The organism is Streptomyces sp. NPDC051452 (assembly GCF_044454765.1).
In the GTDB taxonomy this organism is placed as follows: domain Bacteria; phylum Actinomycetota; class Actinomycetes; order Streptomycetales; family Streptomycetaceae; genus Streptomyces.
Window position 1 is genome coordinate 924,205 of record NZ_JBITEB010000001.1, and the last position, 24,639, is coordinate 948,843.

Annotated in this window: 22 protein-coding genes; 15 read left to right on the forward strand and 7 right to left on the reverse strand. The window is 71.0% G+C overall.

Features of this window, described 5'->3' with window-relative positions; all coding sequences use genetic code 11:
• Positions 1-40 precede the first annotated feature (40 nt).
• Positions 41-880: a maleylpyruvate isomerase family mycothiol-dependent enzyme gene (locus tag ACIBA9_RS03770; protein WP_399359696.1), complete on the forward strand. Its 840-nt coding sequence runs from the start codon at positions 41-43 to the stop codon at positions 878-880.
• 285 nt (positions 881-1,165) lie between these two features.
• Positions 1,166-1,465, forward strand: a complete 300-nt coding sequence (locus ACIBA9_RS03775; RefSeq protein WP_362159826.1) for a hypothetical protein — start codon at positions 1,166-1,168, stop codon at positions 1,463-1,465.
• 206 nt (positions 1,466-1,671) lie between these two features.
• Here the strand turns inward: ACIBA9_RS03775 and ACIBA9_RS03780 are convergent, their stop codons facing one another.
• The 4 genes from ACIBA9_RS03780 to ACIBA9_RS03795 form a co-directional block, all read right to left on the reverse strand.
• Positions 1,672-2,463: an ABC transporter permease gene (locus tag ACIBA9_RS03780; protein ID WP_399359697.1), complete on the reverse strand. Its 792-nt coding sequence runs from the start codon at positions 2,461-2,463 to the stop codon at positions 1,672-1,674.
• Positions 2,460-3,422 carry an ATP-binding cassette domain-containing protein gene (locus ACIBA9_RS03785; RefSeq protein WP_399359698.1) on the reverse strand — a complete coding sequence of 321 codons (963 nt, stop codon included), beginning with the start codon at positions 3,420-3,422 and terminating at the stop codon, positions 2,460-2,462. The genes ACIBA9_RS03780 and ACIBA9_RS03785 overlap by 4 nt, the downstream gene beginning before the upstream one ends.
• A 101-nt stretch (positions 3,423-3,523) precedes the next feature.
• On the reverse strand, positions 3,524-4,198 hold the full coding sequence (locus ACIBA9_RS03790) for a DUF4097 family beta strand repeat-containing protein (RefSeq protein WP_399359699.1): 675 nt from the start codon (positions 4,196-4,198) through the stop codon (positions 3,524-3,526).
• Between the two features lie 353 nt (positions 4,199-4,551).
• A complete protein-coding gene (locus ACIBA9_RS03795; protein ID WP_399359700.1) occupies positions 4,552-5,391 on the reverse strand; it encodes a M55 family metallopeptidase in 840 nt (279 codons plus the stop codon).
• 431 nt (positions 5,392-5,822) lie between these two features.
• Between ACIBA9_RS03795 and ACIBA9_RS03800 the strand changes: the two genes are divergently transcribed.
• The 3 genes from ACIBA9_RS03800 to ACIBA9_RS03810 all read left to right on the forward strand — a co-directional run bounded on the left by ACIBA9_RS03800 (position 5,823) and on the right by ACIBA9_RS03810 (position 8,453).
• Positions 5,823-6,461 (forward strand): hypothetical protein, encoded by a 639-nt coding sequence (locus ACIBA9_RS03800; RefSeq protein WP_399359701.1) that lies wholly within the window; start codon positions 5,823-5,825, stop codon positions 6,459-6,461.
• A 110-nt stretch (positions 6,462-6,571) separates the two neighbouring features.
• Positions 6,572-7,114 (forward strand): GNAT family N-acetyltransferase, encoded by a 543-nt coding sequence (locus ACIBA9_RS03805; protein WP_399359702.1) that lies wholly within the window; start codon positions 6,572-6,574, stop codon positions 7,112-7,114.
• A gap of 316 nt (positions 7,115-7,430) precedes the next feature.
• On the forward strand, positions 7,431-8,453 hold the full coding sequence (locus ACIBA9_RS03810; protein ID WP_399359703.1) for a glycoside hydrolase family 3 N-terminal domain-containing protein: 1,023 nt from the start codon (positions 7,431-7,433) through the stop codon (positions 8,451-8,453).
• 176 nt (positions 8,454-8,629) lie between these two features.
• Here ACIBA9_RS03810 and ACIBA9_RS03815 read toward each other — a convergent pair whose 3' ends face one another.
• Positions 8,630-9,724 carry an AraC family transcriptional regulator gene (locus ACIBA9_RS03815; RefSeq protein ID WP_399359704.1) on the reverse strand — a complete coding sequence of 365 codons (1,095 nt, stop codon included), beginning with the start codon at positions 9,722-9,724 and terminating at the stop codon, positions 8,630-8,632.
• A gap of 43 nt (positions 9,725-9,767) precedes the next feature.
• Positions 9,768-11,549 (reverse strand): PucR family transcriptional regulator, encoded by a 1,782-nt coding sequence (locus tag ACIBA9_RS03820; RefSeq protein ID WP_399359705.1) that lies wholly within the window; start codon positions 11,547-11,549, stop codon positions 9,768-9,770.
• 223 nt (positions 11,550-11,772) lie between these two features.
• Here ACIBA9_RS03820 and ACIBA9_RS03825 point away from each other — a divergent pair, with 223 nt between their 5' ends.
• The 10 genes from ACIBA9_RS03825 to ACIBA9_RS03870 all read left to right on the forward strand — a co-directional run bounded on the left by ACIBA9_RS03825 (position 11,773) and on the right by ACIBA9_RS03870 (position 23,711).
• Positions 11,773-12,324 carry a general stress protein gene (locus tag ACIBA9_RS03825; protein ID WP_399359706.1) on the forward strand — a complete coding sequence of 184 codons (552 nt, stop codon included), beginning with the start codon at positions 11,773-11,775 and terminating at the stop codon, positions 12,322-12,324.
• Positions 12,309-14,213: a molecular chaperone DnaK gene (gene dnaK / locus ACIBA9_RS03830; RefSeq protein ID WP_399359707.1), complete on the forward strand. Its 1,905-nt coding sequence runs from the start codon at positions 12,309-12,311 to the stop codon at positions 14,211-14,213. The genes ACIBA9_RS03825 and dnaK overlap by 16 nt, the downstream gene beginning before the upstream one ends.
• An 8-nt stretch (positions 14,214-14,221) precedes the next feature.
• Positions 14,222-14,833, forward strand: coding sequence for a nucleotide exchange factor GrpE (locus ACIBA9_RS03835; RefSeq protein WP_399359708.1), 612 nt, complete (start codon positions 14,222-14,224; stop codon positions 14,831-14,833).
• Positions 14,834-14,839: 6 nt separating this feature from the next.
• Positions 14,840-15,793, forward strand: coding sequence for a DnaJ C-terminal domain-containing protein (locus tag ACIBA9_RS03840; RefSeq protein ID WP_399359709.1), 954 nt, complete (start codon positions 14,840-14,842; stop codon positions 15,791-15,793).
• The gene (locus ACIBA9_RS03845) at positions 15,790-16,197 is read left to right on the forward strand and encodes a chaperone modulator CbpM (RefSeq protein ID WP_399359710.1); all 408 of its coding nucleotides are present in this window, start codon (positions 15,790-15,792) and stop codon (positions 16,195-16,197) included. Before ACIBA9_RS03840 ends, ACIBA9_RS03845 begins: the two co-directional genes overlap by 4 nt.
• The gene (clpB, locus tag ACIBA9_RS03850) at positions 16,188-18,827 is read left to right on the forward strand and encodes an ATP-dependent chaperone ClpB (RefSeq protein WP_399359711.1); all 2,640 of its coding nucleotides are present in this window, start codon (positions 16,188-16,190) and stop codon (positions 18,825-18,827) included. Before ACIBA9_RS03845 ends, clpB begins: the two co-directional genes overlap by 10 nt.
• A complete protein-coding gene (trxA, locus tag ACIBA9_RS03855) occupies positions 18,824-19,282 on the forward strand; it encodes a thioredoxin (RefSeq protein ID WP_399359712.1) in 459 nt (152 codons plus the stop codon). The genes clpB and trxA overlap by 4 nt, the downstream gene beginning before the upstream one ends.
• A gap of 75 nt (positions 19,283-19,357) precedes the next feature.
• Positions 19,358-19,621, forward strand: a complete 264-nt coding sequence (locus ACIBA9_RS03860) for a UBP-type zinc finger domain-containing protein (RefSeq protein WP_393900552.1) — start codon at positions 19,358-19,360, stop codon at positions 19,619-19,621.
• Positions 19,621-21,381 carry an FAD-dependent oxidoreductase gene (locus tag ACIBA9_RS03865; RefSeq protein ID WP_399359713.1) on the forward strand — a complete coding sequence of 587 codons (1,761 nt, stop codon included), beginning with the start codon at positions 19,621-19,623 and terminating at the stop codon, positions 21,379-21,381. Before ACIBA9_RS03860 ends, ACIBA9_RS03865 begins: the two co-directional genes overlap by 1 nt.
• 155 nt (positions 21,382-21,536) lie before the next feature.
• Complete coding sequence (locus ACIBA9_RS03870) at positions 21,537-23,711, forward strand: FUSC family protein (RefSeq protein WP_399359714.1); 2,175 nt, start codon at positions 21,537-21,539, stop codon at positions 23,709-23,711.
• Positions 23,712-24,118: 407 nt separating this feature from the next.
• Here the strand turns inward: ACIBA9_RS03870 and ACIBA9_RS03875 are convergent, their stop codons facing one another.
• The gene (locus ACIBA9_RS03875) at positions 24,119-24,478 is read right to left on the reverse strand and encodes a transposase (RefSeq protein ID WP_399359715.1); all 360 of its coding nucleotides are present in this window, start codon (positions 24,476-24,478) and stop codon (positions 24,119-24,121) included.
• Positions 24,479-24,639 lie beyond the last annotated feature (161 nt).

Genomic DNA, 24,639 nt, shown 5'->3' on the forward strand with positions numbered 1-24,639 from the left:
ACAGGCGTGCGGAGCCTGGCGGACCAAAGGAGCGCAGGCAGTGCACGCGAGGGTGGAGCAGGACGGCGCCGAGGGGCTGCCCGAAGGGCTTGGGCGGGCGATACGAGGGACGGCCGAGGACATCGCCGCGCTGTTGCGAAGCGCGTCGGACACGGGGCTGCCCGTGCCGGGATCGGATTGGACCGTCGGCGAGGCCGCCGCCCACCTGGCCCTGGCCAACGAACTGATGGCCGATCTTGCCGCAGGGCGAGAGCGCCCCTACGGCGACGGCACGCCCCAGAGCCTGGCCGCCGCCAACGCCCGTTCCCTCGCCGACTTCGACGAGCGCCGGGCGGAGCCACTGGCCAGGATGATCACGGACCAGGCCGAGGCCTTCCTCGACGCCGTCGCCCGGCCCCTCTCCGGCGAGGCCGCCGACGACCGCGTCCCGACCACGCCACTGGGTCCCATGCCGCGATCCGCGCTCGCCTCCTACCTGCTCACGCACATGCTGGGCCACGGATACGACCTCGCCCGTGCCCTGCGGCGCCCCCACATGATCGACCCGGCGCTGGTGAGCCTCTGCATGCCGTTCATGCTCTCGGTCATGCCGCGTGTCACCGCCAAGGCGACGACGGCCGGCCTCACCGCCCGTTACCGGATCCGGCTCCGCGGGGGCGAGGTGTTCGGTGTGTTCGTGGCCGACGGTGCCGTGGAGGTGACTCAGGGGCCGCCGCCGTACCGTGCGGACTGCACGATCCTCATCGAGCCGACGACGTTCCTGCTCATCGCGCTGGGCCGGCGCAATCCCTGGCGTGCCATGGCCGCGGGGCGAGTCCTCGCCTGGGGCCCCAGGCCATGGCTGGCTCCGCGCTTCCCCGCCGTGTTCACCGCGCCCTGAACGGTTTCCGGTGCCCTGGCTCGGGGCGACTCGCCACGCATGGGAGGCCGATAAAGCAAGAATGTTTTGCCGATATGTCCCGTGTTAGGATTATTCGCTACGGTATGTGCAGGAAAAGGGGCATTGTGGCGCCCGTGGTACCAGCCGTCATGAGCCCACGGAAAACGCATGCAGACCCGAGCGAGGACGAGAGGTCCCGCGATGGCGAAAACACCGAAGCAGCCCCCGGAAAGGGCGGGGGACCGTGCGTCCAAGGGTGAGCGCGAGATGCGCTGGGGGCCGTCCGTGAACGACGAATCGCAGCAGTCGAATCCCAGCGCCCACCGCTCCTTCCACCCGGACACCTACGCACCCGAGCCGGACCGGCCGCGCAAGACTCCGACCGAGGCGGAGAAGAAGGCGTCGGCAGAAGGCACGCCCTTGGAAAGCATGACCACGAGCGCGGAGGACCGCGGCAAGAAGTCCGAAGGCATGCACGACACCGGCCGCCGCGGAAAGTCCCGGCGTCCCAGCGGCGAGAAGGACGCCTCCGCTTTCACCGGCGTCAACCCGGACGATACGTCCGCGGCAGACGGAAGCCAGTAAGCCGGTCTCATCGGCGTCGCGAGCAGCGCTGTACGTTCGCTGAAACGGCCGGACGCCCGGCCGGAATCACAGTCGGCGATGGCCGCCGAGAGGTCCATCCCGCGGGCGGTCAAGGACGCCGATGTGGGCGGCGTACGGCGACGTGGTGTCGGAGTAGGCCGCCCTCGCGCCGGGCGAGGCGCGGGGATGACCCGCGCTCCTGCCGGTTACTTCGGGCCGCGCCTGAACGACGCCGTCGACCAGCGGTAGCCGAGTGCGGCCAGACCGATGGACCAGGCGAGCGCGAGCCACCCGTTGTGCCCGATCCCGGTGCCGAGCAACAGGCCGCGCAGGGTCTCGATGGCCGGCGTGAACGGCTGGTACTCGGCGATCGGCTGGAACCAGCCCGGCATCGCGTCGATCGGCGTGAACGCGCTGGAGATGAGCGGCAGCAGGATCAATGGCATCGCGCTGTTGCTGGCCGCCTCGGCGTTCGGGCTGGCCATGCCCATCCCTACCGCGATCCAGGTGAGCGCCAGCGCGAACAGCGCGAGCAGCCCGAACGCCGCCAGCCACTCCAGGGCCGTGGCGTGCGTGGAACGGAAGCCGATGGCCACCGCGACGGCGCCGACGAGGACCACGCTGGCGATCGACTGCACGACACTGCCTATGACGTGACCGACGAGGACGGAGCCACGATGGATCGCCATCGTGCGGAAGCGGGCCATGATGCCCTCGGACATGTCGGTGGCGACGGACACCGCGGCCCCGATCACGGTGCTGCCGATGGTCATCAGCAGGATGCCCGGGACGACGTAGGCGATGTACTCGGAGCGGTCGGCGCCGCCGCCGGCCATTCCCGCGCTCATGGTGTCGCCGAAGACATAGACGAAGAGCAGCAACAGCATGACCGGCGTGAGCAGCAGGTTCAGGGTGAGGGAGGGGTAGCGCCGGGCGTGCAGGAGGTTGCGGCGCAACATCGTCGAGCAATCGCGTACGGCGAGGGAGAGGGCGCTCATCGGACAGTCTCCTTGGGCTGGTCGTCCTGGCCGGGCACGCCGGCGCCGGTCAGGGCGAAGAACACGTCGTCGAGGTCGGGAGTGTGCACGGTCAGTTCGTCCGCCTCGATGCCGGCGGAGTCCAGCCGGTCGAGAACGAAGCGCAGCTCACGCTGGCTGCCACCACTGGGGATCTGCAGCGACAGCGACTCGTCGTCCCGGGTGACCTCCGGCAGGGCGAGGGCGGCGGACCGGTACGCGGTCGGGTCGGTGAAGCGGAGCCGGACGTGTCCGCCGGGGACCAGCCGCTTCAGCTCGTCGGCGCTGCCCTCGGCGACGATCCGGCCACCGTCGAGAACCGCGATGCGGTCGGCGAGTTCGTCGGCCTCGTCCAGGTACTGGGTGGTCAGGAACACGGTGGTGCCACCGGACACCTGCTCGCGGATGATCTGCCACATGGTGTGGCGGCTGCGTGGATCGAGGCCGGTGGTCGGCTCGTCGAGGAAGATCAGTCGTGGGGCGCCGACCAGGGTCATGGCGATGTCGAGGCGGCGTCTCGTTCCGCCGGAGTAGGTGGAGGCGGGTTTCCTGGCGGCCTCCACCAGGTCGAAGCGCTCCAGCAGTTCGGCCGTCATCCGCCGCCCCTCGGCTCGGGAGAGGTGGTGCAGGTCGGCCATCAGCAGCATGTTCTCCTCGCCGGTGATCAGGCCGTCCACGGCGGAGAACTGGCCGGTGACACCGATGGCGGCCCGTACGGCCCGCGCCTCGATGGTGAGGTCGTGCCCGGCGATCCGCGCCAGGCCGGCGTCGGCGGAGATCAGGGTGGACAGGATGCCGACCACCGTGGTCTTGCCCGCGCCGTTCGGCCCGAGCAGGGAGAAGACCGTGCCTTCCGGGACGGCCAGATCGACGCCGTCGAGGACGGTCTTGTCGCCATAGGACTTGCGCAGCCCGCTCGCCGCGATGGCCAGGTTGGTCATGGGACTGGCTCCTTTGAGGAGTTCGAAGGGCTTGAGACAGCCGAAGGGCGTGGGGGCGGAAGGGCTTGAGGGGCCCAAACGGCTTGAGGGGTTCGGAGGGGTTAGAGGCTGCGGGCCGTGATGTCGCCGTACGCGGTGGTCGCGTGGATGTCCAGGTCGGCGACGCCTCCGGGGTTCGTGAGCGCGTTGGTGATCCGGCCGTACGCGGTGCCGGCGTCGAGGGAGGCGGAGACCCCGTGGGCGGCTCCGACCGAGATGTCGCCCTGCTGGGTGCGCAGTGTGACGGTGCCGCGTACGGCTTCGGTGATGTGGAGGTCGCCCCGTTGGGTGCTGATGTCCGCCGGGCCGCCCAGGCGGCCGACCGAGACGTCACCGGCGGCGAGGGTGAGACGGGCGCTCGCGGTCTCATCGAGCTTGACCGTCCCCTGCGCGGCCTCGAAGGTGACATCGCCCAGCCGTCCCACGCCCCGGAGTTCGGCACTGGCCGCCATCGCGTCGATCGCGGAACCGGCCGGCAGTTGGACGGTCACCTCGACGGTTCCGGACGGCCCCAGGATCCGGTTCCTGACCGCCGGCACCTCGATCCGCAGGACGCCGTCGCCATCGTGATAGGTGACCTGGACCTGCTGCGCCGCCTTCACGTCACGGCCCTTGGAGGCGTCCGCGGGCAGGACCTCGACCGTGCTGTCGGTCCGGTCGGCGGCGATGAACCGGATGCGTCCCGCGGGAATGCCGAGAACGGCGGTGACCGGCGTGGGGGTGTCGAACTTCTGCATTGCGCGCTCCTCTGCTCCGTGTTTCTGACAGAGGAAACGCTACGTTGCGTTTTTATATTGAGCAACGACTTAATCCACCAACATGCTTGTTTCTGCAGGTCGTTGCGGGTAAATCATTGCAATGGGCCTGGATGTAACGCAACGCAAATGATCGTCCTCGTTGCAATGGACGTGGAGTGAACGCTAAGGGGGAGACCCATCCGGGCCAGGGCCCGGGCCCCCGAGGGCCGTCACAGGGGTCGCGCCGGGGCGGGTCCACTGCGGTACGGGGCGGCTGGTCGGGCGTTGGCCGGTTCGTTGCCACGGCCGGTCGTCGCGTAGGTGAGGAACGTAGGAGGGTTGGTTCGCGGAGGTCAGCAGTACGGGGGCTGGTTGGTCAAGGAAGCCGCCACCCGCATCCACACGCCGAACAACCGGTAGAGGCTGGGCAGAGTGCCCTGTGCCTGGACGGTCCGCGAGTCCGTCGAACGGACCCCCGGAATGCCCATGAGGGTGGAGGCCACCGAGGCCGACTGCCAGCGGACGGTGAGGGTGGGGGAGTCCGAAGGGGCCGCTGTAGCCGTTGTCGGCCCCCGTTGCGCGGCGAGCCCGGCATGGACCGCCTCCTCGATCGCCGTGCGTGCTACCTCGACCGGGCGCAGATCCGCCGCGAACCGGTCCCGCGCATGCTTCACGGCCACGGTGGTGACGGAGGCATCCCACTCCGCCATCTCCGCGCAAGCACAGTCGTCACCGGTGAGGACGACCACCGGAACACCGACGGCCGCCGCCGTGGCGTGGGCCAGGCCGATCTCACCCACCGGTCGGCCGTCCAGCCACATGTCCTCGATCTCGTGTCCCATGAAGCTGTGGCTCAGCACCCCGGGCGCCCCGGCCCTTGAGTGATAACAGACGCAGATCATGGCGTCGTGCTCGGGTGTGAGGCCCTCGAGCATGCCCATGTGCTTGGGCTTGCCGCGGATGAGGCGGGCAGCCGGATGCAAGGCCTCCGGTGGGATGTTGCGCATCGGCCCATGAGCGTCGTTGACGGTGATGTCGGTGGCCCCGGCCGCGATGGCGCCCCGGACAGCGGCGTTGACGTCCTCCGCCATCATCAGCCGTCCACGCTCGTAGTCCCGCCCACCGGGCTGGACATCCTCGGCGTCGACGAGTCCGGTGACGCCTTCCATGTCCGCGCTGATGTAGATCCGCACCGTGTCATCTCCTCGAGCTTGATCATCGGAGAGACGTCCCCGGTCCCGGCTGCGGTTCCCTCGCTGGGGTCATCACCCTATTGCGCTCGGGTGTCATATCCGTCCCCGATGCCGCGGCAGGCAACGATGGCGGGGTGTGGATGACGCGAGTTCGTCGTGCCGACGGTGCGCGCCACGCCGGCCCCACCGAGCGGCGGCCGGTGCGGCCCACCACCCGGGCGCGCTCCCTACGACGGGTCACGTGCAGCGGCGTCTCACGCCGAGCAGCGGCTGACCCCGCATTCGAGGGTCACGGACGGGAAGGCTAGGCCCAGGGAACCGCCGCCGATCGGACATGTGAGGGGAAAGCGTTGGTGCGAACCGGCCGAAGAGAGGCGCAGTTCAAGCATCCGCGCCACGAGCGCCGCGGTGAGGCGAGGTTGCCTGCCGTCGTGGCGACACTCGTCGCGATCTGTCTCTACCTGTTCCTGCCGCAACAGCTCCTTGTCGCGCCACGCTACGTGCTGCCCTCTCTGGAGCTACTGCTGCTGATCCCGGTGGTGGCCATCAACCCGAGGCGACTCACCCGGCAGACCCGCACCTTCCGGGTCCTGTCCCTGACCCTCGTGTTCCTCATCGCCGTGAGCAATCTGACCGCTCTGGCCTTCCTCATCCACGAACTGATCTACGCCGACGTCAAGGACGGCCGGTCTTTGCTGGTAGCGGCGCTACAGGTCTGGGTGACCAACATCATCGTCTTCGGGCTGGCCTTTTGGGAGCTCGACCGGGGTGGCCCCGTGCTGCGCACCCAGCTGCCGCGTGCCGAGCTGCCGCTGGCGGACTTCCGCTTCTCCCAGGACGAGAACGACGGCACGGTGGAGGAGGTGGCCGCCGGTTCCAGCATCAAGGCGGACTGGGTGCCGACCCTGAGCGACTACTTGTACGTCTCCGTGACGAACTCCACCGCGTTCAGCCCCACCGACACGATGCCACTGTCCACTCGCGCGAAACTACTGATGACCGTGGAGGGCGTTTCCGCCCTCCTGACATCACTGCTGGTCATCGCGCGCGCTGTGAGCATCCTCCACTGAGGGACGCGTGAGGCGGAGGTCCGCGTAACGGTTCCCGTGCCACCGCGGCCAGGTGGTGACGGCCCTGGATATCCTGCCCCTTTCCGACCAGGCCCAGGAGGTCGCTCACCATGAGCAGCGCCATGTCGCCCTTTCCCGACCGGATCGAGCTCAGGGGAGAGGGTCTCGTCCTGCGCGACTGGTCGGAAGCCGACGTGACCGTGATGCCGGAGCTGTTCGACCACCCCGACATCGCCTACTGGACGCCACTGGTCTCCCCCTTCGACGAAGCGGCCGCTCGCGCGCGACTGGCGCGGGACCGGCGGATGCGGGCCGAGGGCACGACCATCCTGCTGGCGATCACCGTCGACGGGGGAGCACCGCTCGGCGAGGTGATGCTGCGGCGCGCCGCCGAGGGAACCGAACTCGGATACGCGGTCGGCCCGGCGCACCGCGGTCAGGGGCTGGCCACGCGCGCGTTGCGGGTGATGGCCGCGTACGCCTTCGAGCAGTTGGGCGTGGAGCAGGTGATCCTGGAGCTGGAGGCCGAGAACGCCGCCAGCGTCGCCGTGGCCACCAAGGCGGGCTTCAGCCTGCTCGACGTACCTCTGATCAGAGGAGAGGAGAAGGGCCGCCCCTTCGCCCTGCAGACGTGGGGCCTGGATCGCCCCTGATCCTGGGGAGCGCGTGGCGGCGGATGGAGGTAGCTTGGGTCGTACTGGCTGCGTGACCGCTGTCGACGGCCGAGCAGGGGGCCCCGGTCCGTGGTCGATGTACCGGAAGGGGCTCCGCATGACAGTGCGGCCGGCGTCATCTCGTCGTGGCTCGAGAAGGATGGGCGCCCGGGCCCTGTGGCCCGTACCGTTGCTTACCCTGTCGCTGGCGGCCGCCGGCCTGGGTGCCGCCGACGTCTCGCACTCCGCGGTGATGGGACGGACACCCGCTTCCGCGGCCCGCGGTGCGGAGTGTGTGGACAAGGTGTACGGAGCCTTGACTGCGTCACAGCGGGTCGGTCAGCTCTTCATGGGCGGGGTCACGGCCTCGCAGCCGGATCAGGCGCGGGTGCGGTTGATGCGGCAGTACCACGTCGGCTCCGTGTTCCTGGGCGGCCGGAGCAAGTCGGGCACCAAGGCGACCAGGACCGTGGTGGACGGTCTGCAGGCGCAGGCCGACACCGTGACGGGGCATCGCGTGGGCCTGCTGGTGTCCACCGATCAGGAGGGCGGTCAGGTCCAGGTCCTGTCCGGCCCCGGGTTCTCGACCATGCCGAGCGGACTGGTCCAGGGGTCCTGGCCGACCTCGAAACTCCGCACCGAGGCCGCGGGTTGGGCACAGCAACTGAAGGCCGCCGGGGTGAACCTGAACCTCGCGCCCGTCGCCGACGTGGTCCCGGCCAGTCTCGGCAGGAGCAACGGTCCGATCGGCCGCTACGACCGCGAGTTCGGTCATACGGCGGCGACGGTGACTCCCCACAGCGACGCCTTCGCCGCCGGTTTCGGCCAGGCCGGAGTACTGGTCACCCTGAAGCACTTCCCGGGACTCGGCAACGTCCGCGGCAACACCGACACCACGGCGAACGTCGTGGACTCGGTCACGACGAGCACGAGTTCGAGCATCGGCCCGTTCGCCTCGGGGATCAAGGCGGGCGCTCCCTTCGTCATGATGTCCTCGGCCAGGTACACCAAGATCGACCCGAAGCGTCAGGCGGTGTTCTCCCCGACGGTGATCCAGGGGCTGCTCCGCAAGTCCCTGGGCTTCAAGGGCGTGGTGATCTCGGACGACCTCGGGAAGGCGGTGGCGGTCAAGGCCGTGAACCCGGCCGACCGCGCGGTGAACTTCCTGTCGGCCGGCGGGGACATGGTCCTGACCGTCGAGCCGAACACCATCCCGGCCATGGTCAAGGCCGTGCAGGCCCGCATGGCGCACAGTGCGGCCTTCCGGACGCAGGTGGACCAGAGCGTTCACCGCATCCTGACCGCGAAGCAGCGGGCCGGGTTGCTCTCCTGCGGCTGACCTGGGCGTTGTACTCCGCCCAACCGCGCAGGGCGTCGACGTGACGGCCGCCGGCGGCGCCGGTCTGTGGGGAACCGACGCCGCCGACGCGGCACCGCCACCGTGCTGAGGGCGTGACAGGGCACCCCCGTGACCCTGCCACGCCGTCCGGCACCGGGCCGGTCGAGCGACCGGGATCAATGATGCGCGGGTGCGTCGCCGGGTGTCCTTCGCACAGCGTCCACGTCGCTGTGCACACCGTCCACGGCTGTCCCGCGCAGCGACAGGTTCCGTAGCTCGCTGGGTGTGACGCCGTGGGCGGTACGGAAGGCCCGGGTGAAGTCACCGGCGCGGGTGTAGCCCCAACGGGCGGCGATGGTGTGGATCGGTGTGGTGAGCAGGTCCGGATCGCTCAGCTCGCGACGGGCGTTGGCCAGCCGCTGGTCACGGACGTACGACGTCACCGTCAACCCCTCGTCCTTGAACAGGCGGTAGAGATGGCTGCGGGAGATGTGGTGGGCCGCGGCGATCCGGGCGGGGGTCAGGTCCGGATCGCCCAGATGCCGCCGGATGAAGGACTTGACGCTCAGAAGCAGGGTGCGGGTGTGCGTCTCGGGCGTGAGGAGCGGCTCCGCGTCCAGGGCGTTCGCGAAGACGGCGGTGACCAGATCGGTGACGACCGTGCCCAGCCGATCGGCGTCCCCCGGCCGGTAGTTGGAGGTGTCCGCGGTCAGCTGGACGAGCAGCCCCGCGAGGAGCCCGCCCATGCCTTCGCGGCCCGATATCCGGCGTCCGACCACCCGGTCCGCCCGCCCGGCCGGAAGTCCCACCGCGGCACGCGGGATCTCCACCCCGACGATGGTGACCGGGTCGGGCCCGGTGGATATCTCGTACGACATGGACGAGCAGTTCACGTGGAAGTCGTCTTGCCGGTACCCCACCTGCTCCTTGCCCCAGCTCGCCGCGCCGTCGCCGTGCCGCAGCAGCGACAGGTGGAACACCTCCGGGTCGGACTGCCGCACGAGCCTGGGCGTCCGGTGGAACACCAGATGGTCGAAGGTCGCGGGCCACACCGTCACCTCGCCCAGCCCGAACACGCGCTGGAATCCCCGGTAGTCGGCGCTGCGTTGGCTGGTCAGGTGCATCGGCGCGTGAGTGCGTCCCAGTTGCTCCGACCACGCCTCGAAACGGTCGCCAGGCTGCAACTCGTGCGTGGTAAAGACGGTTTCGGGCAACACGACGACAGTCAACCACAACACGGCGAGCGCCTCGCGGGGAGCCGGCGTCCCCACAGGCCGCGTCCCCGCACGGCTGGGCCGTCAGTCCGGCGAGGTGTCAGTCGGGTCCGCCCAGCAGGATCCTCCACACCCGGGTGGCCACCTGGAGGTTGAGCCGGTCCTCGACGTCCGCGAGGTCGTTGCCGCTGATGTCGCGGATGCGCTGGAGCCGATAGCGCAGCGTGCTGCGGTGGATCGCGAGGGATTCGGCGGTCTCGTCGTAGTTGCCGCCACAGTCGAAGTACCGGGACAGGGTCTCCACCATGGACGTGTGGTGCCGGGAGTCGTACTCGATGAGCTGCCCGAGCCATTCGTGGACGAACGTCTCGATCTCCCGGAAGTTGTTGCCGGGCCCCAGGATGCGGTAGAGGCCGAGCTGCTCGAAGAACGTCGTGCCGTAGCGCTCGCGGGAGTGGCGGCGCACTTCCAGGGCACGCCGCGCCTCCTGGTAGTGGTGGGGGATGTCGCCCAGCGAGTCGCAGGAGCTGCTCACCCCGATCGTCCCGGACCGTGTCCCCGTCTCCCGGGCGAGCGTCTCGTAGAGCGCGCGGGCGTGCGGCCGGTCGCTGACGACCAGGACCACGTGGTCGGAACGCCGGGTCAGCAGCGAGTGCATGCCCACGGCGGAGGCCGCCCGGCCCACGGTCCGCGCGAACGAATCGTCCACCGTCCGGTTCGACCACTGCACCACGACGATGTAGTGGCTGCGGTGCAGGTCGTGTCCGACCGCCTCGGACCGGGCGTAGGCGCTCGCCTCGTCCGTCCCCGCCAGGAGATCGTCGACCAGCTCGCCGTGCAGCCTCAGCTCCACTTCCGCCAGATCGCGCAGGTGCGCCAGTTCGAGGGCGAGCGAGGTGGCGGCGTGCTCCAGCGCGAACACGGTGTGCTCGTCGGCCTCGCCCCGGGCATCGACCAGGGCCAGCACGCCCAGGATCTCGCCGTGCGGACGGACCAGTGTGATCAGCCGGTCCTTCATCCGCACCGGCCCGACCTCCCGGGCGACGGCGTTCAGCATCTCGTCCTGGCGCACGGGGTCCGGTTCGGGATAGGGATCGGGTCGGCTGGGGCCGGTCCAGGACCTCAGTCGGCCGAAGCGGTCCTCGACCAGCGCGGGGAGTCCGGTGAGCCCGTACAGTGCGCGGGTGACGGCTTCCTCGCCGCCGCTCGAGGCGGCGAGGTCGGCCATCAGCGTGTGAACGGCCCGCTGGTATCCCAGCTCGGCCACTACGGAGATCAGCTGCTGCTGGAGGCAGGTGCGCTCCTCCCGGAGCCGGTGCAGTTCCTCCGCGTCATCGCGGTGGCGGCGGTGTGCGAAGGCGACCGACAGAGCGGCAGCGGTATGTCGGACGATCATGGCGAGCAGGGAGCGCTCGGCCTCGGTGGGCTGCGAGCGGGACGTCACCACGAGGTAGCCGTGGAGTCTCTCGAGTCCGCGCAGCCCCAGGGCCCGGCCCCAGGGCCGGCCGGGGACGGTCACTGGACCGTCCTGCCCGGCCAGCTCCCGCACCCTGCGGTCCACGGCCAGGGCATGGACCCGCCCGTTCCGCGGGCTGGGGATCAGGTCGCCGTCCGCCTTGAGATATCCGGCCTCGGCGCTGTACGGCCCTGCGGCGCCTATGTGCTCCATGGCCAGGCGCAGGATCTCGCCTTCGTCCGGGGTGTCGAAGAGGACTCGGGAGAGCGCCGTCAGTTCGTGGAGGGCATGCTCGGCCGGCCTCGGAGCGGGTGGTTGGGGACCGCCCGGAACCACCGCGGGGTACCGCCCGGCGCTGTCCCGCGGAAGGCCGTCCTCCCGGTCGGAGCAGCTTAGGTGCGGGTCCTGCGCCCGGCTGCCGGCCATAGGATCACTCCTTTCTCCCCGAGTCCTCAGGGAGGTGAGCGGTGTACCGCGTACCCCCCTCGGGCCAGGTCATCCGAAATATTCGGATTCTTCCTCTCGTGCTGGTAGGGCGACCGGACCCGGGCATTTCTGACTCGCCAGGGGCAGGCGTGGGGACACTCGGCCCGCCACCCTGGGACGTGTTCGGAACAGTCCGTGCCCACCGGCAGGAAGGGCTTGGGCGATGACGGAGCAGCCTCGCAGGCCGGTCGCCTCGTGCAAGGAGTACCGGGAAGCCGAACGCGCCGTTGACTACCCCTGCGACCAGGGGTTTCCCGTCGCGAAGGTGGCGATCACCGGCCAGGACGTGCGCCTGGTCGAGCAGGTGACCGGCCGGCTGGACCACGGCAGGGCCGCCCTTCACGGGGCGGCCGGTGGCGCGCTCCCGGGTGCCCTGATCGGCCGGCTCTCCGGCCTGCTGAACCGGCTCGACCCCGTCGTCTCCGCCCTGCTCCTCGCCCTGTACGGGCTGATCGTCGGAGCGATCATCGGCGCGCTGTTCGGCATGCCGCTGCACGCCCTGCTCGGTCGCCGGGATTTCGCCTTCCTCCGCTCGATGCAGTCTCAGCCGGTACGAGGTCGTCGTGGACGAAGCGGTCGCCGACGAGGCCGCACGGCTGCTCGGCGGCCTGCGGCAGACCACCGACCGAGGCCCCACCCGTACGTGAACGATGTGATCCGGAGCGTCGGCGCGGCCCGCCGCGCCGGGAGGAGTTCCTCATGGCCAAGGCAGTAGGCATCGACCTGGGCACCACCAACTCGGTGATCGCCGTGTGGGAGGGCGGGGAGCCGTCCGTCGTGCCCAACAGCGAGGGCAACCGCACGACACCCTCCGTGGTGGCCTTCACCGACACCGGCGAACGCCTGGTGGGCCAGCTGGCCCGGCGCCAGGCGATCCTCAACCCCAAGGGCACCATCTACTCGGCCAAGCGGTTCATCGGCCGGCACTTCGACGAGGTCTCCGACGAGGCCAAGGCGGTGACGTACGACGTCGTCGAGGGCGAAAACGGGGCGGCCCGCTTCAAGGTGCGCGACAAGCTCTACGCGCCCGAGGAGATCAGCGCCCAGGTGCTGCGCAAACTCGCCGAGGACGCCTCCAAGCAGTTGGGGGAACGCGTCACGGAGGCGGTCATCACCGTGCCCGCCTACTTCAACGACGCCCAGCGCACCGCCACCAAGGACGCCGGACGCATCGCGGGCCTGGAGGTGCTGCGCATCATCAACGAGCCGACGGCGGCCGCCCTCGCCTACGGCATGGACAAGAAGGAGCACGAGACCGTCCTCGTCTTCGACCTGGGCGGCGGCACCTTCGACGTGAGCATCCTCGACGTGGGCGACGGGGTGGTGGAGGTGCGCTCCACCGCCGGCGACAGCCACCTGGGCGGCGACGACTTCGACCGCCGTCTGGTGGACTACCTCGCGGACGACTTCCAGAAGGACAACGGCATCGACCTGCGCAAGGATCCGCAGGCGCTGCAACGGCTGTTCGAGGCCGCGGAGAAGGCCAAGACCGAACTCAGTTCGGTGACCCAGACGCAGGTCAGCCTGCCGTTCATCACCGCCGACGCCTCGGGTCCCAAGCACCTCACCGACTCGATCATGCGGTCCACCTTCGAGCAGATCACCGCCGACCTGGTGGAACGCTGCCTGGGGCCGGTCCAGCAGGCCATGAGCGACGCCAAGGTCGGCGAGAGCGACATCGACGAGGTCATCCTCGTCGGTGGTTCCACCCGGATCCCCGCGGTCCAGGCCCTCGTGCGCCGGCTGACCGGCGGCAAGGAACCCAATATGAGCGTCAACCCCGACGAGGTCGTGGCCCTGGGCGCCGCGATCCAGGCCGGGGTGCTCAAGGGCGAGGTCAAGGACGTCCTGCTGCTCGACGTCACACCCCTGTCGCTGGGTGTGGAGACGCGCGGCGGAGTGATGACGAAGATCATCGAGCGGAACACCACCATCCCGGTGCGCCGCAGCGAGACCTTCTCCACCGCCGAGGACAACCAGCCGGCCGTCGATGTGGTGGTTCTGCAGGGCGAGCGCGAGCGGGCGGCCGACAACCGGGCACTCGGCCGGTTCCAGCTGACCGACATCCGGCCGGCCCCGCGGGGCGAACCACAGGTCGAGGTCACCTTCGACATCGACGCCAACGGCATCCTCAACGTCAAGGCCCGTGACAAGGACACCGACAAGGAGCAGGGCATCACCATCAGCGAGAGCTCGAACCTCGACCGGAGCGAGGTCGAACGCATGGTCCAGGAGGCCGAGCGCAACCAGGGCCAGGACCAGGCGCTCCGCGAGGCCGTCGACGCCCGCAACGAGCTCGACGCCGTCGCCTACCAGGTCGAGAAGCGCCTCGCCGAACTCGGCGACGCGGCGCCCGCGCACGAGAAGGCACGCGCCGAGATGCTCGTGTCCGACGCCCGGGCGGCGGTCAAGGAGGAGGCGGGCGTGGAGCGCGTGCGGTCCCTGACCTCCGAACTCCAGCAGATACTCGCCGGGCTGGCGGCCCACCAGGGCGGCGCGGGCGCGGACACCGGCGGTCCCGGTCAGGATGCCGCGTCCGGCGGCCCCACGAGTGGCGGTGACGGTGGCGACGATGTCATCGACGCCGAGTTCGACAAGGACTGAGGCGCGCCATGCCCAGCCACCCCCGGGAATCCGACCGGGCCGCGACGGGTCCGGTCGAACCGGCCCCGGAAGACGCCGTACGCCCTCCGCACGGGGATCTGCCCCAACCGGGCCCGCCGCCTCGGCCGGGAGCCGCGCACGACCAACCGGGACCCGACGCCGCCGGCCCCCCGCCTGCCGAGGACGAGTACACGACCGCTATCCAGGAACTGGAGGACCGCTGGCGGCGCGCGCTCGCCGACCTCGACAACCTACGCAAGCGGCACGCCAGGGAACTGGAGCGGGAACGGGCGGTCGAGCGGTCCCGCACGGCGGCCGCCTTCCTGCCCGTCCTCGACAACCTCGAACTCGCCCTGACGCACGCCGCTGCGGATCCGGGGGCACTCGTGGAGGGCATCCGAGCCGTACGCGACCAGGCGGTGAACGTGCTCGAACTGCTCGGCTACCCGCGGCACGCGGAGACCGGAGTCCCCTTCGACCCGGCCCGGCACGAGGTGGTCGGCGTCGTCCAGGACCCCGCCGTCGAACCGGGCACCGTCGTCGAGGTGCTGCGCCCCGGCTACGGGGACGGCGACCGGCAGCTCAGGCCGGCCGCGGTGACCGTCGCCAAGCGGGAGTGACCGGTCATGGCACGGGACTTCTACGAGGTGCTGGGCGTGTCGCGGACCGCGAGCCAGGACGAGATCCAGCAGGCGTACCGCAAGCTCGCCCGCAAGTACCACCCCGACGTCAACAAGGACCCGGGAGCGGAGGAACGCTTCAAGGATCTCAACGAGGCGTACAGCGTCCTGTCGGACCCGAAGACCCGGGCCCGCTACGACCGCTTCGGCGAGGACTTCCGCCAGATCCCCGAGGACTACGACGAACGGGTCGCGGCCGGAGCGGGCGGCGGCTTCCGCGCTCGCAGGACCGCGGGCGCGGGCGGCCCTCGTGTCCGGTACACCAGCGGCTTCGGCGACGGGTTCGGAGCGGAGGGCATCGACATCGACGACCTGTTCGGCTCCATGTTCGGTGCCGGCGGCGCCCCGGGCGGTGTCCCCGGAGCGGACCAGGAGGCCGAACTGCCGCTCACCGTCGAGGAGGCCTACCAAGGCGGCCGCCGCAGCGTCACGCTCGCCGGCCCCGCCGGGCAGCCGCGGCGGTACGAGGTCGACGTGCCGCCGGGCGTCACCGACGGCCAGCGCATCCGGCTGGCCGGCGAGGGCGGCCGGGGCCGCGGTGACGCCGCCGCGGGCGACCTGTACCTGCGGGTGCGTATCCAGCCCCACCCCCGGTTCCGGCTGGACGGCCGCGACGTGCACGTCCAAGTCCCGGTCACCCCCTGGGAGGCGGCCCTCGGGGCGACCGTGCCGGTGCCCACCCCCGGTGGCGGCACCGCCAAGGTCACGGTGCCCGCGGGCTCGTCCAGCGGCCGACGGCTGCGGCTGCGCGGCGAGGGCATGCCGAACCCGCGCGGCGCGAACGGCGACCTGTACGCCGAACTCCGCATCGTGGTACCGCCCACCCTCGGCGACCGGGAGCGTGAACTGTTCGAGGAGCTCGCGGCCACCTCCTCGTTCGACCCCAGGAGGACGCGATGAACGACCGACCCGCGGGAACGGCAGGTGTCGGCCGGACCGGCGGGGGCGACCAAGCGCTGCGAACGGGCGCCGGCGTCACCGCCTCGGCGACGGTCCGGTACGCGCTCGTGCCCGCCCCCAGGCTCACCCTGGACACCGTGGCCCGTCGCTCGGGCCTCCACCCCGATCTGGTCCGCCGGTTCGTCGCCCTCGGCCTGGTCGACGCCGAGCGCGACGCCGCGGGCCACCTGGTGTTCGACCCCACGGCCCCGGCGATCCTCGCCCGCGTCCAGCGGCTGCGCTACGGACTCTGCCTCAACTACGCATCCATCGGCCTGGTGCTCGACCTGCTCGACCGCATCAGCCTGCTCGAAGCCGCCCTGCGCGGCCGCGGCACGAGGAGGGAAACACCCCCATGGACATGAACCGTCTCACCCAGAAGTCCCAGGAAGCCCTCCAGGAGGCCCAGAGCGTGGCCGTCCGCATGGGACATACCGAGGTCGACGGGGAACACCTGCTGCTCGCGCTCCTCGATCAGGAGGACGGTCTGATTCCGCGGCTGCTGCGGCAGGCCGGCAGCGAGCCGGAGGAACTGCGTGCGGCCCTGCGCGAGGAACTCTCCCGCCGCCCCAAGGTCACCGGGCCCGGCGCGGCACCCGGCCAGGTCTTCGTCACCCAGCGCCTCAGCCGCCTGCTCGACACCGCCGAACGGGAGGCCAAACGCCTCAAGGACGAGTACGTGTCCGTGGAGCACCTCCTGCTCGCCCTGGCCGAGGAGGGCTCCTCGACCACCGCCGGGCGACTGCTGAAACAGGCCGGCGTCACCACGGACTCGTTCCTCGGCGCGCTCACCCAGGTCCGCGGCAACCAGCGCGTCACCTCCGCCAACCCCGAAGTGGCGTACGAGGCGCTGGAGAAGTACGGCCGCGACCTGGTCCTCGAGGCCCGGTCGGGGCGGCTGGACCCGGTCATCGGCCGGGACGCCGAGATCCGCCGCGTCACCCAGATCCTCAGCCGCAAATCCAAGAACAACCCCGTCCTCATCGGCGACCCCGGCGTCGGCAAGACCGCCATCGTCGAGGGCCTCGCCCAGCGCATCGTCCGCGGCGACGTGCCCGAAGGACTCCGCGACAAGATCGTGTTCGCCCTCGACATGGGCTCCCTGGTCGCCGGCGCCAAGTACCGCGGTGAGTTCGAGGAACGCCTCAAGGCCGTACTCAGCGAGGTGAAGGCCGCCCAGGGGAGCATCCTGCTCTTCGTCGACGAACTGCACACCGTCGTCGGCGCGGGCGCCGCGGAAGGGGCCATGGACGCTGGCAACATGCTCAAGCCGATGCTCGCCCGCGGCGAACTCCACATGATCGGCGCCACCACCCTCGACGAGTACCGCCAGTACATCGAGAAGGACGCCGCCCTCGAACGCCGCTTCCAGCAGGTCGTGGTCGACGAGCCGAGCGTGGAGGACACCATCTCCATCCTGCGCGGACTGCGCGAACGCCTGGAGGTCTTCCACGGCGTGAAGATCCAGGACACCGCGCTGGTCGCCGCGGCCACCCTCAGCCACCGCTACATCACCGACCGGTTCCTGCCCGACAAGGCCATCGACCTCGTCGACGAGGCGTGCGCCCGGCTGCGTACCGAGATCGACTCGATGCCCGCCGAACTTGACGAGATCACCCGCCGCGTCACCCGCCTGGAGATCGAGGAGGCGGCCCTGTCCAAGGAGACCGACCCCGCCAGCCAAGCCCGACTGGAGGAGCTGCGCAAGGAGTTGGCCGACCTGCGGGGCGAGGCCGACGCCAAACGCGCCCAGTGGGAGGCCGAACGGCAGGCGATCCGCCGCGTGCAGGAACTGCGCCAGGAACTGGAGCAGGTCCGCCACGAGGCGGAGGAGGCCGAACGCGCCTACGACCTCAACCGGGCCGCCGAACTGCGCTACGGCCGCCTCCAGGACCTGGAACGCCGACTCGCCGCGGAGGAGGAGCAACTGGCCGCCAAACAAGGGCAGGACCGGCTGCTGCGGGAGGTCGTCACCGAGGAGGAGATCGCCGAGATCGTCGCCGCCTGGACCGGCATCCCCGTCGCCCGTCTCCAGGAGGGCGAACGCGAGAAGCTGCTGCGCCTCGACGAGATCCTGCGCGAGCGGGTCATCGGCCAGGACGAGGCCGTCAAGCTCGTCGCCGACGCCATCATCCGCGCCCGCTCCGGCATCCGCGACCCGCGCCGGCCCATCGGCTCGTTCATCTTCCTCGGCCCCACCGGCGTCGGGAAGACCGAACTGGCCAAGACCCTCGCGGCGGCCCTGTTCGACTCCGAGGAGAACATGATCCGCCTCGACATGAGCGAGTACCAGGAGCGGCACACCGTCAGCCGGCTCATGGGCGCACCGCCCGGATACGTCGGCTACGAGGAGGGCGGCCAGCTCACCGAGGCCGTACGCCGCAAGCCGTACTCGGTCGTGCTGTTCGACGAGATCGAGAAGGCGCACACCGACGTCTTCAACACCCTGCTGCAGGTCCTCGACGACGGCCGCATCACCGACTCCCAGGGCCGCACCGTCGACTTCCGCAACACCGTGATCATCATGACGTCCAACATCGGCTCCGAGTACCTCCTCGACGGCGCCACCGCCGAGGGCGAGATCAAGCCGGACGCCCGCGCCCTGGTGATGGGCGAGCTGCGCGGGCACTTCCGCCCGGAGTTCCTCAACCGCGTCGACGACATCGTGCTGTTCAAGCCGCTCGGTGAGCGGCAGATCGAGCGGATCGTGGAGCTGCAGTTCGACGAGCTGCGCAAGCGGCTCGCCGAACGCCGCATCACCGTCGAACTCACGGAAGCTGCACGCGAGTTGATCGCCCACCAGGGTTACGACCCGGTGTACGGGGCACGGCCGCTGCGGCGCTACATCTCCCACGAGGTCGAGACACTGGTCGGGCGCGCCCTGCTGCGCGGCGACGTCCAGGACGGCGCGACGGTCCGCGTCGACGCCGAGAACGGAGAGCTGGTGGTGACCTACGACCGGCAGGAGGGCGCCGGGGAAGAGAGGGCCGCGTGAACACCACCCGGACCACGATGGTGACCTGCCCGAAATGCGGGCGGGACAACCGGATTCCGGTGGCCGCCGAGGGACGCCCCAGATGCGGCCACTGCAAGCAGCCCCTGCCCTGGATCGTCGACGCGGGCGACGACGACTTCGCCGAGGTCGCCGAAAACGCCACCCAGCCCGTCGTCGTCGACCTCTGGGCCACCTGGTGCGGACCCTGCCGCATGGTCAGCCCCGCCCTCGAACAGGTCGCCCGGGAGCTCGCCGGACAGATCAAGCTGGTCAAGGTCGACGTCGACCGGAACCCGCGGCTCAGCCGGCGGTTCGAGGTGCAGGCGGTGCCCACCCTGCTCGTCCTGGACCGGGGTGAGACGGTCGCCCGGCAGGCCGGCGCGGCACCCGCGAACGTCCTGCGCTCGTGGGTCGAGCAGGCGTTGTCCGGCCGGCACACCACCACGGGAGGGTGAACTCGACGGCCCGGCACCGCGAAGCGCCGTAGCGGGCCGCGGCCGAGCACTCCCGTCCATGGAAGGAGAACCCTGATGGTCACGATTCCCGACCCGCACCTGACGATGGTGCGCCCGGTGACGCCACGTACCCCCGAGGGCTGCGAGGAGTGCCTCAAGGAGCATTCCCCGTGGGTGCACCTGCGGCTCTGCCTCACCTGCGGGCACGTCGGCTGCTGCGACTCCTCGCCCCTCAAGCACGCCAGGCGGCACGCGGGCACCGTCGGGCACCCCATCGTCCAGTCCTTCCAGCCCGGAGAGGACTGGCGCTGGTGCTATGTCGACGAGGCCCCGGTCTGATGAGCACGGCCGAGCACGAGCACGACGCGGTCCGCGAGACACCGGACCAGTACGGGGCCTTCCCCCGCCTCTCACCGGAGCAGTTGCAGGACCTGAGCGCGCACGGTGAGCGCCGTAGGACCACCCCGGGCGAGGTGCTGTACCGCGAGGGCGAGCCGTTCCGGGAGTTCCTCGCGATCGTCAGCGGGACCGTCGAGATGCTCCAGGACTACGGCGGCCCCGAGGAGCGCACGGTGGCGGTGCACGGGCCCGGCAGGTTCCTGGGTGAACTCGGACTGCTGGAGGGCGAGGCGGCGTTCGACACCGCCGTCGTGCGCGAAGCGGGCGAGATCGTGGCCGTACCGGCGGAGCGGCAACGCGCCCTGGTCGACCGCGACCCCGTCCTCGGCGACCTGATCCTGCGCGCCTACCTGGGCCGCCGGTATCTGCTCATCGGCCTCGGCGCCGGCTTCCGGATCCTGGGGTCGTGCTATTCCCCCGACACGCTGCGGCTGCGTGAGTTCGCCGCCCGCAACCGGCTGCCCCACCGCTGGCTGGATCTGGAGAAGGACAAGGAGGCCGAGGCGCTGCTGTGCCGGTTCTCCATCCGTCCCGAGGAGACTCCGGTGGTCATCTGGCAGGGCGAGCGGGTGCTGCGCAATCCGAGCAACGCCGAACTCGCCCGGCTCATCGGGCTGCCCGCGCCCGCCCCCTCGCCCGAGGACGGGCGGTGCGACGTGATGGTGGTCGGCGCGGGCCCCGCCGGACTCGCCGCCGCCGTGTACGGCGCCTCCGACGGCCTCACCACGGTCACCGTCGACGCCGTGGCCACCGGAGGCCAGGCCGGTACCTCGTCCCGCATCGAGAACTACCTCGGCTTCCCGTCGGGCATCTCCGGAGGCGAACTCATCGAACGAGCGGTGCTCCAGGCCCACAAGTTCGGTGCCCGCCTCGTGGTGCCGGCCCAGATCAACGGCCTCACCCCGCAGGACGACGAGTACGAGGTCACCTTCACCGACGGGTCCCGGACGCGGGCGGGCGCCGTGGTGCTCGCCTCCGGCGTGTGGTACCGCAAGCTCGAGGTGCCCGGCATCGACCACCTGGAGGGCACCAGCGTCTACTACGCGGCCACGGTTCACGAGGCGAGCCTCTGCCAGGCGGATCCGGTCGCCGTCGTCGGCGGCGGGAACTCCGCCGGGCAGGCGGCACTGTTCCTCGCGAACCACGCGTCCAGGGTCCACCTCCTCGTCCGGGGCGGTGACCTCAACGCGGACATGTCGCGCTACCTGGTGGACCAGGTGGAACGGCACCCGAAGATCGAGGTGCTGCTCCACACCGAAGTGCGGGGCGTCCGCGGGGAGGAGAAGCTGGAGTCGCTGACGGTGGAGGACAACGCCAGTGGTGAGCGCCGGGAGCTGCCGGTCGCGGCACTGTTCGTGTTCATCGGGGCCCGGCCGCGCACGGACTGGCTCAGGGGCGTGCTGGCCCTGGACGAGAAGGGCTTCGTCCTCACCGGCGCCGACGCGCAGGCGGTGGCCGACGCGAGCCGGTGGTCCCCGCTCGGTCGCGGTCCCTTGCTGCTGGAGACCACCCTTCCCGGGGTCTTCGCCGCCGGCGATGTCAGGAGCGGTTCGGTCAAACGGGTGGCCTCGGCGTCGGGTGAGGGCGCCATGGCGATCCGCCTCGTGCACGAGCACCGGGAAAAGGCGGGCAACCTGGTCCGCACCGCGGGCCCCGAGGGGCCCCGGCCGGTGACGGGCCGACCCGTGTTCCAGGGCTGACCCTCCCCCTGACGGCCGCGTAGGCGACCCGACGCACCCATGTCGCCCTCTCTTCAACGCCTCGCGACCTCCGTCGGCCATCGGGTCCGGCCACGAGGACGACGCCGAGCCGCGGCCGACGCGACCCGGCAGGGCGTTCCGGCTAGGCTCGCACCGTGACGTGGCTGCGGGCCCTCGGGGAGGTCGTGCGATCCGGGCTCACGATCGAGGAGACGCGGCTGGAGCCCCTGCTCGCGCTGCGCACCGCCGCCGGGGTGGCGATCGTCATCGGGTCGACGCTGTGGCTGGTCTCCCCGGCGTACGCCGCGTCCGCCGCCCTCGGTGCCTTCTCCGCGGGTGGGGCCACCTTCCAGCGCACCTGGCGTCCCCGCAAGGTGATCGCGCTCGGCGCGGGCGCGGGTCTGGCGCTCAGCACCTTCGTGGGCTACCTGGCGGCGGGGCGACTCGTGACGTTCCTCCCCCTGCTGGCCGTATGGGCCTTCGCCGCGGGAATGGCGTGGGCCGTCGGATCGACCGCCGGGATCGTCGCGGCGACGACCGTCGGCAGCATGCTGGTGACCATCACGCTGCCCACCAGCGTCGGGCGAGCCCTGGAGCACGCCGGGGTCATCGCGCTCGGAGGTGTGGTGCAGGCCCTGCTGATCCTGCTGTTCCCGATCCGCCGTTGGGGGGCGCATCGTGACGCGCTCGCCGACGCCCTGGCCGCCGTGGCGGATTACGCCCGCCGGTTGCGGCATGACCCGACCGCCCCGTTCGACGCTGAGCCGTTGATGACGGCCCGGGACGCGGCCGCCGTGACACCGGCACAGGCCCGCACCCGGCCGTCCGTCCTCCACGGCCCCCGGGGACTGGCCGAGCGCATTCGGCCGGTCGTCGCCGCGCTCGCCGATCCGGACGTCGGCGCCCCGGCGGAGGGACCCGGGCGGGACCGCGCCCGGGAGTTGCTCGCCGCGGCCGCCGACGTCCTGGACGCGGCCGCCCGTTCGATTCGCCGCGGCACTCCCGCCGAGGTGCCGGCCGAAATCGCGGACGTCCTGCGCGTCGACGACGAGCACGAGGTGCTGACCGGCCCCGCGAGGCAGACCGCCGAGCGACTCGTGGAACTGCTCGGCGAGGCGTTGGAGATCGCCCGGAGTGGCGGCGCGCGCGAGGAGACGCCCACGCCGCCCGGCCCGGTGGGCGCCCGGTTCATGGTGCGCCCGACCATGTTCCGGCTGGTCCCGGTGGTCGTCCGGGCGGTCCGTTGCGAGCTCCGCCCGGACTCGCCCGTGTTCCGGCACGCCGTCCGTCTGGCGGTGGTGGCCACGCTCGGCTATCTGATCGCCGCCCGGCTGCCCCTGGGCCACGGCTACTGGGCGCCCGTCGCCTCGGTGATGGTGATGCGGCCTGACTTCCACCGGACGTACGCGCGCGCGGTGGCCCGTCTCGCCGGGACCCTCGCGGGGGTCGCGCTCGCCACCGGGATGGTGCGAGTCCTGGGGCCGGACGCGCAGGTGTTCGGGGCGCTGGCGGTGGTTTCGGCGGGGGTGTCGTACACGCTGGTCCGTACCGGCTACGCCTACACCCAGTGCTTCACCGCCGCGTACGTCGTCTTCCTGCTCGGCATGGGGGGCCAGACGTGGGAGCAGACGGTCCCGGAACGGGTGGTGCTCACCCTGCTCGGCGGGGTCCTCGCCATGCTGGCGTACGCCGTGTACCCCGCGTGGGAGACACCCCGGCTGCCGGGCCGGCTCGCGGACTGGCTCGCCGCCAACGGCCGCTACGCGGCCGCGGTGCTCCGCAACCACGCCGATCCGACCCCGCGGCACCGCGCCGACCTGCGTAGGGCACTGCTGGCGAGCAGGCAGGCACGTGCCGCCTGGCAGGAGACGTACGAGCGGGCGAGGCAGGAACCGGTCCGCCCCAGAGGCCTGACGTCGCGCGAGGCGGAGGACGCGCAGGAGGCGCTCGACAGCTTGAGCCGGGCGGCGATGCTCATGGAGGGCCACCTCCCGTGGACCGACAGCCGTTCCGTCCCCGAGGCGGAGCGGTTCGCCGAGGCACTGGAGGCGGACACCGCGCAGGCCGCGGCCGACGTGCGCGAGCACAGGAATCCGGACTGGGGGCGCGTGGAGGAGGCGCTCCGGGAGTGGGACGGCGCCGGTCGGGACCGGAGCTCGGTGGTGCGGCGCGAGGCGGAACTGCAGAAGCGGGCTCTGGAGGACCTCGCGACGGCCGTGAGCCGCACATCCCTGGAACGGGACGTCGGCTCCGCTCGCGAGGAGCGGCGGGTGCGAGCGGCCGAGGCGGCGGAAGGCGACGGCCGAGGACCCGAGCACCGGGAGAAGTAGTCGGGTGTCCGGCAGCCGGCCCGCGCGGACAGCCGTCCACGAGGTCGCGGGGGCCCGGCGTCGCGGGGCTGCCGGCGCAACTGCTCTCGCCCGGCGGCAGGTCCGTCGTCGGATGCCCGGGACGATGGCGAGGACCGCCTTCAGTGCCCCCGGGACGGGTCGAACACCGTGCGTGTGGCCGCCAGGTCGGCCGCCTCGCAGTGGGCCGACGGCTACCTGAACGCGCGGTGCACGGAAGTCGAGGCGTCCGAGGTCTTCGGGCAACCTCGTACCGCCGATACGTTCGGTGACGGCGCGAGCGTCCCTTATCGCGGCCGGGAGTGGGGACGCGCGGGAGGGATTGCGCTGCCCGTCACCGCGCCGAAACCCCAACATCGGACATAACCGGGCATCTCGCGTGGTGGACATCAGGAGTGCTCCGTTACGGCTCTCGAGGCCGCCCTTCTGTGGGCCGCGGTGACGACGTCGTTGATCCACGTCTCGTCGACCTGCCCTCCGGCGGCCTCCCGCAGGTGGTCCCAGAGGGACGAGCGGGTCCAGGTGATGAAGCGGCGGTGCGCGGTGGCCGGGGAGACCCCGAACCACGGCGGTAACTGCCGCCAGGTACACCCCGAGGTCAGCACGTAGACGACCGCGGTGAAGGTCTGTCTCTCGTCCAGCGGAGCCGTCCCACCCCCTTGCCGGCGCCCGGTGAAGCCAGGCAGCAGCGGCTCTACCAAGCTCCACATCGCGTCCGGTACCAGCCGTCGGGCCAGCTCGTATTTCATGGTGCCCCCCAATCCGCGCCGCGGATTCCCCAATCCGTGCGCCGGCCTAATGTGTTATCGGTGGAACCACGTGAGACGACCATTCACACGGCACCGGACCGAATCTGCGTTCGATGGCCGACTATGGACTTCCCGGGAGTACTTGTCCACCGCCACCGGCA